The 11,818-nt window shown below is 58.5% G+C and carries 10 protein-coding genes; 6 read left to right on the top strand and 4 right to left on the bottom strand.

Annotated features, from left to right (window positions below):
• Positions 1–14: 14 nt before the first annotated feature.
• Complete coding sequence (locus tag RGV06_RS01030; protein ID WP_322149109.1) at positions 15–1,154, bottom strand: mannitol dehydrogenase family protein; 1,140 nt, start codon at positions 1,152–1,154, stop codon at positions 15–17.
• Positions 1,155–1,164: 10 nt separating this feature from the next.
• A complete protein-coding gene (locus RGV06_RS01025) occupies positions 1,165–2,175 on the bottom strand; it encodes a zinc-binding alcohol dehydrogenase family protein (RefSeq protein ID WP_019827247.1) in 1,011 nt (336 codons plus the stop codon).
• Positions 2,176–2,644: 469 nt separating this feature from the next.
• On the opposite strand from RGV06_RS01025, the gene RGV06_RS01020 reads away from it, so the two are divergent.
• Positions 2,645–3,316: a GntR family transcriptional regulator gene (locus RGV06_RS01020; protein ID WP_019827248.1), complete on the top strand. Its 672-nt coding sequence runs from the start codon at positions 2,645–2,647 to the stop codon at positions 3,314–3,316.
• 63 nt (positions 3,317–3,379) lie between these two features.
• Here the strand turns inward: RGV06_RS01020 and RGV06_RS01015 are convergent, their stop codons facing one another.
• Positions 3,380–4,690 carry an oligosaccharide MFS transporter gene (locus tag RGV06_RS01015; protein ID WP_322149108.1) on the bottom strand — a complete coding sequence of 437 codons (1,311 nt, stop codon included), beginning with the start codon at positions 4,688–4,690 and terminating at the stop codon, positions 3,380–3,382.
• A gap of 176 nt (positions 4,691–4,866) precedes the next feature.
• Positions 4,867–6,192 carry an alpha-glucosidase/alpha-galactosidase gene (locus RGV06_RS01010; protein ID WP_322149106.1) on the bottom strand — a complete coding sequence of 442 codons (1,326 nt, stop codon included), beginning with the start codon at positions 6,190–6,192 and terminating at the stop codon, positions 4,867–4,869.
• 146 nt (positions 6,193–6,338) lie between these two features.
• On the opposite strand from RGV06_RS01010, the gene RGV06_RS01005 reads away from it, so the two are divergent.
• From RGV06_RS01005 to RGV06_RS00985, 5 genes are all read left to right on the top strand, one after another.
• Entirely contained in the window at positions 6,339–7,271 is a 933-nt protein-coding gene (locus RGV06_RS01005; protein ID WP_037032591.1) for a helix-turn-helix transcriptional regulator, read from the top strand.
• A 148-nt stretch (positions 7,272–7,419) separates the two neighbouring features.
• Positions 7,420–8,064: a T3SS effector cysteine hydrolase SpvD family protein gene (locus RGV06_RS01000; RefSeq protein ID WP_322149105.1), complete on the top strand. Its 645-nt coding sequence runs from the start codon at positions 7,420–7,422 to the stop codon at positions 8,062–8,064.
• A gap of 491 nt (positions 8,065–8,555) precedes the next feature.
• Positions 8,556–9,374 carry a transporter substrate-binding domain-containing protein gene (locus tag RGV06_RS00995; protein ID WP_019827253.1) on the top strand — a complete coding sequence of 273 codons (819 nt, stop codon included), beginning with the start codon at positions 8,556–8,558 and terminating at the stop codon, positions 9,372–9,374.
• Between the two features lie 10 nt (positions 9,375–9,384).
• Entirely contained in the window at positions 9,385–11,157 is a 1,773-nt protein-coding gene (locus RGV06_RS00990; RefSeq protein ID WP_322149104.1) for an aconitase family protein, read from the top strand.
• Entirely contained in the window at positions 11,150–11,815 is a 666-nt protein-coding gene (locus tag RGV06_RS00985; protein WP_019827255.1) for an amino acid ABC transporter permease, read from the top strand. The genes RGV06_RS00990 and RGV06_RS00985 overlap by 8 nt, the downstream gene beginning before the upstream one ends.
• Positions 11,816–11,818 lie beyond the last annotated feature (3 nt).

Raw genomic sequence — 11,818 nt, 5'->3', positions numbered from 1 at the left:
TTATGGCGCGCCACTCAGTGCTGGCTGAGCAGGACGGCCCGCAACATCGGCTGCTCAAGACCCGGCGCAAGCTGTGCAGCAAGTTCGACCAGGGGCAGCAAACGGCGCTCTTTCTTGTCTTTATGGTTAACGGCAATATCGGCGAGACGGTGTTGCAGAAACGGATTGCCAAAGCGCTCGCGCACGCTGTCGATATAGCGTCGGGCTGCGTCGAGCTGGCCGAGGGCATCGAACACCGGCAACACTTCGCTGGCCCACAGGGCTTCCAGGTCGGCGCGCAATGCAGGGTTTTGCATCGCCTGGTAGACGGTCTCGGTGGCAGGCCGACCATCACTCAACCAGCGTTCGGCCAGATAGCTGTGGCCCAGGTTCAGGGTGAACAGCTTGAGGCGCTCGAAATCGTCCAGGCTATCGGTCAATACGATGGCGTCATGACTACACGGCAGCGTCAGCCCCTCCTGGCGCTCGATCGCCCACAGGGCATAAGGTTCAGCCACCGCCCCCACCGGTTCCAGGGCCTGGGAAACAATGCGGTCGACCAGGGAGTTCGCCCAGCGGCAGTTCTGTATCAGGTAGGTCTGGAATGCATCGTCCAGCGCCCAACTGCGCGCCAGCGCTACCAGCAGGTCACGCAGTACATCGCCGTTACGCGCTACCAGTTCACAGGGGAACAGCGACAAGGTGGACTGCGGGCTGTGTTTCCAGCGGTCATGCAGCAGCACCAACAGTTTGGCCGGGAAGCTGATCGGGGCCGGGGCATGCGCAGCGAGCAACGCCTGAGTATCCCGTGAATCCAGTTGATAACCCCGGTCCCCGGTATTGGAAACCACGACCTTGACGTGCTCGACAAAGCCCTGGCGCAGCAGCGGCCATTGCTCGGTGGCATGCACGGCGCGGCAGATTGCCGAAGCCCAGTGGCTCTGCTCCACCACCTGGCCCTTGTCGATGCCCTGGATCAACACCCGGTACGGCGTGCCGCTGGCCAACGCTGCGGTCCGCGCAGTACTGGCCGGGCTGTCGGTGCTCTGGACTACGGCGATCCGGCCAAGGGCTTCGCCACGTTCAAGTGCTTGAGACACGAACAAGTCAACGTGAGCCTGAAGAAATCGACTGGTACCGAATTGCAGGATCGGCGGAAATTGGCTATCGCTCATCACCACGCTCCTAGCACTCGATGATGGCTTTGACCACGCCTTGCTGCGGATCCAGCAGCGTGGTGAATTGGTTAACGACTTCGCTGAGCGGGATGCGGTGGGTATTGAGCGCTTGGTCCGGGATCAAGCCATCACGCAGGCATTGCTCAACGTAGCGGAAGTCTTCGACGGTGGCGTTACGGCTGCCCATCAGGGTGGCTTCGCGCTTGTGGAACTCGGGGTCAGAGAAGGTGATCGAGTCACGCACCACCGAGATCATGACGTAGGTGCCGCCGTGGGCGATAAATTCAAAACCGCGTTCCATGGCACGGGCGTTGCCGGTGGCGTCGAACACGACGTCATAGAAATCGCCTTCAGTGAGGTCGGCGAGCGCCTCTTTATCCCCTTCGCCAATTTTCACTGCCGCGTGAATATTGAGGTGCTTGCGGCAAAAATCCAGGCGGTCGTCACGGGTGTCGAGCACGGTGACAATGGCCCCGCGCAATCCTGCAAAAATCGCTGCTGCCATACCAATCGGCCCAGTACCGACGATGAGCGTGCGTTGCCCGGCCTGAATGTTCGAGCGCCTCACAGCGTGGGCGCCGATGGACAGGAACTCGATCATTGCCGCCTGGTCCAGCGTGACACCCTCGGCCTTGTGGATGAACTGATGGGCGACGCTCAGGTATTGGGTAAAGGCGCCGTCGCAATGCACACCCAGCACCTGGATACGGGTGCAGCAGTTGGTCTTGCCCTGGCGGCAGGCGATGCAGGTGCCACATGAGATGTAAGGCATGACGTAGACCACGTCGCCAGCGACCAGACCACTGCCCTCTTCACTGGCTTCGACGATGCCGGAAAACTCGTGGCCCATGACCCGTGGGTACTCAAGGAAGGGCTGATTGCCGGTGTAAATGTGCAGGTCGGTGCCACACACACCCACGCGCTTGACCCTGATCAGGGTTTCGCCGGGCTGGCGGTCGGGAATCGGACTTTCGATAGCGGTGAGCGAGCGCGGCTCGTTACAAATCACAGTCAGCATTTTTTATTCTCCGTCGTTAGCCCAAGGGCTACGGGGTACAGGCGAGTTCAAAGAGGGGTGACAAACAGAGGGGGCTGCAGCAACGCAGACGAAGAGACAGGGCATCTGGATCTCCTCTTATTGTTTGCAGGCTTGAGTGCCGCTTGGATGATCACGGCTCGAAAACTACACGCAGCCAAAAATATTGGCAAGACCAATTATTAATTTAATTGAATTGGCCTTACCAGATTGAAGTGAAGCGAGGCATACCGAGAAAGGGCATTCGAAGCCCGCAAACCCTGCGTTGTGAGGTGTGCGTTACTGCGCGGGAACGGTTGCGAACAAAGACGGAAGCTCGTGCGGATTCATTTCATCGGTGCGGGGAATAATCAACAACAGCGCTACACAAAGGCCCGGCCGACCATCGGCACAAGGAATACCAGTCAAATTTCGTATACCATATCTTTTTTACCTGCGAATGATGACGACCGTGGCCCACCCAAAATTCAACGCTCCCGACCTGGGCAATTCACCTTCCACGTCGGAAATCATCACCCTGCATCTGCGCGACGCCATCGTCGCGGGGCACTTCGCTGAAGATGAGCCTATTCGTCAGGACGAAATCGCCCGCCAGTTCAATGTCAGCAAGATTCCTGTGCGCGAAGCGCTCAAGCGCCTGGAAGCTGAGGGCCTGGTCATGTTCCAGCGTAATCGCGGGGCCATGGTCACACGGATTTCCGAGGCCGAACTGGCCCAGATGTTTGAAGTGCGCATGCTGCTCGAAGACAAGTTGTTGCGTCTGGCCATCCCCAACATGACCGCGGACACCTTCGCTCGCGCCGAACGCATCTGTCAGGAGTTTGTGGGCGAGGATGACGTGGGTCGCTGGGCCGAACTCAACTGGGAGCTTCACGCCTGCCTCTACGAGCCGGCACAGCGGCCCTTCATGATCAGCCTTATTCGCTCGGTCAACGACAAGCTTGAGCGTTATCTGCGCATGCAAATGAGTTTGTCGGCAGGCAAACACCGCGCTGATCACGAACACCGGGAAATACTCGACGCTTGCCGCGCCGGCGATGTGGAACGGGCTGTCGGGCTGCTGGACGAGCATATCGCCGGGGTCTGCAAAACCCTGTTCGAGCACCTTCCCCAAAGTCACTGACCCCGAAACCAAAAGGCGCGCAGCCCGACGAACAGGCCACGCGCCGGGGTACAGACGGGAATGTTACTTGGCACCTACTGGCCGCAGCGCCTGCTCATCAACCACCACGTTTAGCGGCTTGCGCAAGTCCAGCCGAGCAGGCTTCCTGTGCTTGCCACTGTCGAGGCTGAACATGGAGATGATGGTGAACAACAAGGCCGAGCTCCCCAGCACTATGTAGGTGTGGCGAAAGCCGAAGACTTCGTACATGTGCCCAGCCAAGGGTGACAGCAGCGTTGCCCCTACCCCCTTGGCAAAGACAAACCCCACCATGTAAATCGTTGCCGACAGGCGTGTACCGAAGACATCCCCGATGTACTTGAACATGCCGATAAACACCAGAGGCACTTCCAGGGCATGCAGCATCTTCAACGCCACCATTTCGTAAGGCGTGGTTGCGAACCCTGAACCGGTGATCCGCACCCACATCACCAGCCCCGCAATGATCAGGGCATTCTTGCCGCCGATTCGACTCAGCACGCCGGGCATCAGAAACATGCCCAGTGCAACCATGCACTCCGTGAGCGTGGTGACAAACCCGAACACTTGCATGCCTTGCTGTGGCGACTTGAAGAAGCTGCGGAAGTAATTCACAAATTGCTGATCAAAAATGTCGTACAGGCAGGCGACACCGACCACATAAAGCACCAAAAACCAGAAGCGCCTATCCAGCAACAGGCTCCCGATGGCGGCATAGGACACCGGTGCCGATTTCGTCGCCGACTCACCCGTGGACAAGACGCCCAGGCGTGGTTTGATCCGGTAGACAAGCACGGCCATCAGCACCGCACACAGTGAGCCTATCCAGAAAATCGATTCGGGACTGGTGCTGATCAGCATCCCCGAAATCGCCGCCGAGAAGCCGAAACCAATAGCACCGAACATCCGCACCCGACCATAAGGTATATGGTTGGCCCGGCAGGCTTTTTCGATGTACACCTCCAGCGCGCCACCTCCAGCGGCGAAGGTAATCCCCAGGTACACGCCCCCCACCAGTGCCGCCAGCATCAGGTGGGTGCGTAGCAGCGGCGCAAAGACCCAGTTCATGAAAGGCGCCAGCAGGATCAGCAGACCGATGACCACACACAACAGATGCTTGCGGTGATCCAGGCGATCACTCAGCACACCAAACAGCGGCTGAAACAGCATTGCAAACACCGCCTGAGTGCCGAACATCAAACCGATGGAGCCAGCATCCAGTCGGCCGACATCTCCCAGCCAAACCGCGAGAAAAGGTCCCGTCCCGCCTGTGATGAAATGGTAGAATAAAAAGATCATGCCGTATCTGAAAAACGGCAGAACCCCGCCAATTGCAGTACCGAGCGTCACGTTCATAGGTCCACCCTGGACTCATTGTTTTTATGGACAAACGTGCCTTGAGTGCTCACTCGCGCAAGCTTGAGCGCCAGGCCCGGCGGATCCGCAGATCGCGCAGGGGCTGGCCACCGTTCAAGACAGTTTGACTGGTACTTCGGGTAGAATTTCAGGCCAAGACAGCAGGTTTCCTGCGCTTAACCCAAGTGCGGCAACCAGCCTTCGTGGGCCTCGATCAGGTCATCAACCATGGTCGCGATTTCGTCGAGGCTCAGCTCTGCGGCCGCGTGGGGATCAAGCATTGCGGCCTGTTTGACATGTTCACGACGACCGCTGGCCAGGGCTTCAACGGTCAGGAGTTGAACATTGATATTGGTCTGCATCAGAGCGGCAAGACCTACCGGAAGATTGCCCACTCGGGTAGGTTGAATACCATTGTGATCCACAACGCAGGGCACCTCTACGCAGGCATTATCTGGCAGATTAGCGATCAGTCCAGCGTTGATCACGTTGCCGTTAATAACGGTCGGAATACCTGTGAGCTCGGCCTCGATGATTTTTGAGGCGTATTCATGGCTGCGGCACACCTCGAGCCCCTCACCGTTGATCAGCGCCTGCTCTTGCACGCCCCACTCGCTGATCTGCTCTTCGCAACGACGCAGGTATTCATCCAGCGGGATGTTGAACTGTTCGATCAGTTCCGGGCGATTGCGCTTGATGAACCAGGGCACGTACTCGGCGAGGTGTTCGGACGATTCGGTCGGGAAATGGCCGAAGTGCTTGAACACTTCATAGCGCACCCGATTCCAGTCCGGGATCTTTCCTTCATCAACAACGGCGCGAATACGCGGGTAAAGATCCTCGACACTGCCATCGGCCAGCAAACGCTCGAACGAGGTGTAGAAGGACATATGGTTGATGCCGGCACAGCGGTATCGGATTTCTTCTATCGGCACGCCGATATCCAGCGACAGCTCTTTGGCCGTGCCCTGCACGGAATGGCAGAGCCCCACTGTACGAACCTCAGGAACGAAGCGATTGAGTGCCATGCAGTTAATGGCCATCGGGTTGACGTATTGCAGCATCAAAGCTCCGGGGCAGAGTTCGCGCATGTCCTTGGCGATGTCCACCAGCACCGGAGCGGTGCGCAAGCCACGCATGATGCCGCCAATGCCCAAGGTGTCGCCGATGGTCTGGCGCAGGCCAAAACGCTTGGGGATCTCGAAGTCGGTCACGGTGCCCGGTTTGTAGCCTGCGACCTGAATCATCGTGACCACATAATCGGCCCCTTCCAGCGCACGCCGGCGGTCGGTCGTCACTTCGAATCGAGGTGACACACCGAGGGACTCGGCAATCTTGCCCGCCACCATTTTCGAAGTTTCCAGGCGATGCAGATCGATATCCATCAACGCAATGTGCGCATGGCGCAACAGTTCGATGTGCAACAGATCGCCCAGCACGTTTTTCATGAATACCGTGGAGCCGGCACCTATCAGGGCGATCTTCGTGGTCTTGAAAGTCATCTGCTTATCCTTGTTCTATTCGCAGTGGACACAGGTAAAAAAATATCAGAGCATCACCGCGGTTCATGCCTGTAGAGGCCAGCCGGGAACCGCTTGATACCTATGGTAGGAGGCGACCCACCACCTGAATAGACGAGTTTTATGCGATGACGGGTAGTTTTGTGCTCAGTGACATGATGGCTAGAGGGCCGTCAACGAAAGTCATTTCCCTGCCCCGGGGCAGGCACCAACTGCACACCATGCCCACCAATGCCGGTTACGACCGGGCGCTGGATGCTTCCTATTGCTGGGACGGTCGCAGGCGTGGGGACACTCCCTTTGTGATCTTGCAGCACACCCTTGCCGGCGAAGGCAATTTGCGTTTCGAGGGGCGCCACTACCGTCTCCACGCCGGGGACACCATGTTGCTGCTGGTTCCCCATGACCATTGCTACTGGCTGGAAGCAGGCAAAAGCTGGGAGTTCTTCTGGATTGCCATGTACGGCAAGGAGGCACTGCGGCTGCAACGGGCATTGCTGGCAGAGCGCGGGCCGGTGCTGCAGCTGAGCAACCAGACCATTGACGCGCTTGCCACTACTATTGATACCTTGATCCACACCCCGGACCTGACCGCAGGCCGGGCATCCGCGCTGGCTTATGACGCACTGATGCTGCTGCATGATGATTTGAGCGTACAGGATTGCACGCTCCCCACCCGAGGTTCAGGTGTGGTCGCGACCATCCAGAATCATGTGCACGCCTGCCTGCAAACGGGGCCGGACAGACACACTCACCCCACAGTCACGGATGAGCTGGATGTGGCCAGTCTTGCCCGCATCGCCGGCTTGAGCCGTGCCCATTTTTCTCGGGTTTTCACTCGCAACGCCGGTATGTCACCGGCAGAGTATGTTTTGCACGAACGCATGAAACGTGCGGCGCACCTGCTCGAATTGACCGATCTGTCGATCAAGGCGGTGGCATTGTCAGTGGGGATTGGCGACCCCAATTATTTTTCCAAGCTGTTCCGTCGTGCCTTCTCCCTGTCCCCCAGTGAGTTTCGCTTGAGCGGTTTTTACGTCAACAACCTGGGCACCCCCTAGTCCGGCTGCTGCGCGTTGATGGAACAGATTTGCGGTTTGGCTCACTAATGCCTGAACCGGCTGCAGCGCAGCCGTGATTCGGGACTGGCAGCTGACGCGACTGTCATCCCTGACCTCGCCAACCCGTGAACTTGAACGGACATTGCCCATGAAAGTATTTGGCCCCGCTGCACAGGATCATGCTCAAGCCTTGCGCTTCACCCAGCGCCAGATTGAAGACAATGAAACCCATGACCTGAACAGAATCAAACAGTCCCTGCACATTGCCACCGACCCTTCCCCCCTGCCTGAACACCTCGACATCGAAAGCCTTCGTCAACTCGCCAGCTTCACCAATTTCACCTATCTCCATTATTCAGGTAACTGCTGCCTGTTATCGGCATGCGTTCATTACAACATTGAGAACAACGCCAGCATCCTGCGTACTGAAAACACGTCACAGCCTCATATAGGCCTGGAGGGCGATGTGGTTGATGAAGTGATCTTCGGTAAAGTACTGCCCAGTTCGTACCCGCTCTTCTCTATTGACGAGGTCAGTGCCGAGGTCCTCAGGCGCTATGAAGTCAACGGTGAACGATCCTGTATTGTCAGTACTTACAATTACATCATTCCCTTGATTGGCGAATCCGCTCATGACTTCAATGCCGTGGTCGTACTGGACTCGCAAAACAAGCCCGTCGTGCAGTACCTCGATGCATGGAAAACCTCCAACACAACCCCCGACAATAAGGCGCTGGAGGCCCGTTTCCCGCCATCGGCGCGCTTTACCCTGCGCTCATTCGGCAGTGTTTGAGCCCTCGACGAATTCGTTTACCCAACGTGTTTACCCAACGAATGACGACGACCGTGGACCGCCTTGAATTCAACGTTCCGGTCCTTGGCCACTCGCCTTCCGCATCGCCAGTGATCACCCTGCTTCTGAACGACGCCTTGGTTGCCGGGCACTTCGTTGAAGATGAGCCTCTATCGCCTGGGCGTGCAAAACCCAGTTCGACAGGGCATTGCGCCAATAATGTTGCAGGCGCTCGCCCACACTACCTGCATGACCCTTTCTCAAATGTTTCCTTGTGGGGCATTTCCTGTGCGAATGCTCCCTTCTGTAACACCGCCCCGCTACACAGCACCTCAATTTCGCAAGCCGTCACCACCTTGGAAACCGAAAATCACCGCCTGCGCACTATTTGCGGGCCTGCAGGAAAATCGGCACACGATTTGCTAATTAAATATCGTATACGAAATCCTCAATCCGATTTTCAACAGCACTTCAACGACTCCGAGGCTTCCATGAAAAACCCCGTACTTGCCGTAGCCCTCAGCGCTGTTCTAAGTAGTTCATTTGTCGCCACGGCCCAGGCTGACAAGCTCGACGACATCATTGGATCCGGCAAACTGCGCTGCGCCGTTACCCTGGACTTCCCGCCGATGGGCTCGCGTGATGAGTCCAACAAGCCGGTCGGCTTCGATGTGGACTACTGCAACGATCTGGCAAAGGTGCTCGGAGTCGATGCTGAAATCGTCGAGACCCCCTTCCCTGACCGTATCCCGGCGTTGGTCTCGGGCCGGGCCGACGTCATCGTGGCATCCACCTCCGACACCCTGGAGCGCGCCAAGACGGTGGGCCTGAGCATCCCTTACTTCGCTTTCCAGATGGTAGTGCTGACCCGCGACAACACCGGCATCAACAGCTTTGAAGACCTCAAGGGCAAGGCCGTGGGCAATACCAGCGGCACCTATGAAGCCATCGCCCTGGAAAAAGATGTGAAGAGCTGGGGCAACGGATCGTTCCGTGCCTATCAGTCGCAAAACGATACCCTGCTCGCCGTTGCCCAGGGCCATATCGAAGCCACCGTCGTCACCAACACCGTGGCCGCGGCGACCATTAAGTCTGGCAAGTACAAAAACCTGAAAGTCGCCGGTAACGCACCTTACGTGGTTGATTACGTTTCCCTGGGCGCCAAGCGCAACGAGTACGGCCTTCTCAACTACCTCAACCTGTTCGTCAACCAGCAAGTACGCACCGGACGCTACAAAGAGCTGTGGGTCAAATGGGTCGGTACCGAGATTCCACCGGCTGATCTGACCGTACCTCACGTCTACTACTAAGGTATCCAGCATGTCCGGGATTACTTCTCTCTCCGGTCGCAGCCTGGTTGAGGGTGCGGCTGTTGGCCCACTGCTCTACGCCGATGTCGGCCTGAGCTTCTGGGGCGGCGTCGACCCGTTCAGCGGCGAGGTGATTGACCGTCACCACCCGCTCAGTGGCGAATGCCTGGCTGGCCGGATACTGGCGATTCCAAGCGGGCGCGGCTCTTGTACCGGGAGCAGCGTGCTAATGGAACTGATCAGCAACGGTCATGCCCCCGCCGCGCTGGTGCTGGCTGAGGCCGACGAGATCCTGACCCTTGGCGTGCTGGTAGCCCAGACCCTGTTCGAACGTTCCTTGCCGGTGCTGTGCATCGGCAAGGAAGCCTTTGCCGGTTTGCGCGGCAAGGCATTCGCCAGTGTCAATGGCACACACCTGGGTCTGTTCGACGCGCTGCCCGCCGATACGGACGCACCCTCACATCGCGAAGTGCACGTTGAAGACTCAAGCAACGGAATCGAGCTGACCGAAGACGATCGGGCACTGCTGGATGGCCACCACGGCAAGGCCGCACAAGTTGCCATGCAAATCGTTTTGCGCATGGCGCAGCTGCAAGGCGCCGTGCAACTGATCGACATTACCCAGGCGCATATCGACGGCTGCATTTATACCGGGCCTGCGAGCCTGCGCTTTGCTCAACAACTGGTGGAATGGGGCGCGAAGGTGCGGGTGCCCACGACCCTTAACTCGATTTCCGTTGACCAGCGCCGCTGGCGTGAACTGGGGATCGACCCGGCACTCGGCGTCCCGGCCAGCGCCTTGGGCGATGCCTATATGGCCATGGGTGCGCAACTGAGCTTCACCTGTGCGCCCTACCTGCTCGACAGTGCGCCCAAGGCGGGCGAGCAAATTGTCTGGGCCGAATCCAATGCCGTGGTCTATGCCAACAGCGTGCTGGGTGCGCGCACACTCAAGTACCCCGACTACCTGGATATTTGCATTGCCCTCACCGGCCGCGCGCCGCTGATTGGCTGCCACCTGGAAAGCCAGCGCAAGGCCCGCCTACACATCGAACTGCCGCCTCTGGCTGACCTCGATGACGCTTTCTATCCCTTGCTGGGGTACCACGTCGGTGCTCTGGCGGGCAGTCGCATTCCCTTGGTGTCGGGGCTGGAACAGCACCACCCTGATCTCGACCATCTAAAAGCATTCGGTGCGGCCTTTGCCACCACCAGCGCCGCCCCGCTGTTTCATATCGCCGGCGTTACCCCCGAAGCGCTGGATCCGGCCTCTGTACTGGATGGCCCAGTAACTGTGATCAAGGTCAGCCTCAAGGACTTGCTGACCAGTTGGCATGAACTCAACAGTGCCTGTGATCCACGGGTCGATGTTGTGTCGCTGGGCAACCCGCATTTTTCCCTGAGCGAGTTCGCCCATTTGGCCGGCCTGTGCCAGGGCCGTCATCGCCACCCTGATGTGGTACTGGCGATCACCTGTGGCCGTGCCGTGCTGGAGCAGGCACGCGAAGCCGGGCATATCGCCGAACTCGAAGCCTTCGGCGCCACGCTGGTCACTGATACCTGCTGGTGCATGCTGGGTGAGCCGGTGATCCCGCCGTCCGCCCAAAACCTGATGACCAATTCGGGCAAATACGCCCACTACGCACCTGGCCTTGTGGGGCGCAAGGTCCACTTCGCCAGCCTCGCCGAGTGTGTGGATGCGGCGTGCAGCGCCACGGCCAGCGGTCGCTTGCCGCTGTGGCTGCAAACTGCTGTCTCACTGGAGAACTACGCCCATGTTTGACTACACCTTCCAATGGCGATCTGCAATGCGCGCCTTGCCGGACATGCTTGCAGGTGCCCTGGTCACCTTTGAGACCGCAGCACTGTCCATGATCTTCGGCGTCGTGATCGCCCTGGCGCTGACCGTGATGCGCGAAACCAAGAACCCGTGGTTGCGCGGCATCGGCAATACCTGGGTATCCATTGCCCGCAACACCCCGTCGCTGTTCCAGATCTATGTGTTGTACTTCGGCCTTGGCTCCCTCGGCCTGCATGTCAGTTCATGGATCGCCCTGCTGGCCGGGATCACGTTCAACAACGCCGGTTACCTGGCCGAAAACTTTCGTGGCGGCCTCAAGGCCGTGCCCGAAACCCAGGTACGGGCCGCCCGCTCGCTGGGCATGAGTGCATTCCAGACCTACCGCATGATCGTCGTCCCGCAATTGTTGCGCATTGTGTTCTATCCGCTGACCAACCAGATGGTCTGGGCCGTGCTGATGACCTCGCTGGGCGTGATCGTGGGACTGAACAATGACCTCACCGGCGTGACCCAGGACTACAACGTCAAAACGTTCCGCACCTTCGAATACTTCGCCATGGCCGCGGTGCTGTATTACCTGATTGCCAAAGCGATCGTTGCAGTAGCCCGGCTCCTGGCCTGGCGACTGTTTCGTTACTGAGGA

The sequence above is a fragment of the Pseudomonas sp. CCI3.1 genome (genome assembly GCF_034313985.1).
GTDB classification, from domain to species: Bacteria; Pseudomonadota; Gammaproteobacteria; order Pseudomonadales; family Pseudomonadaceae; genus Aquipseudomonas; species Aquipseudomonas psychrophila.
This window is presented reverse-complemented; position numbering and strand designations above follow the sequence as displayed.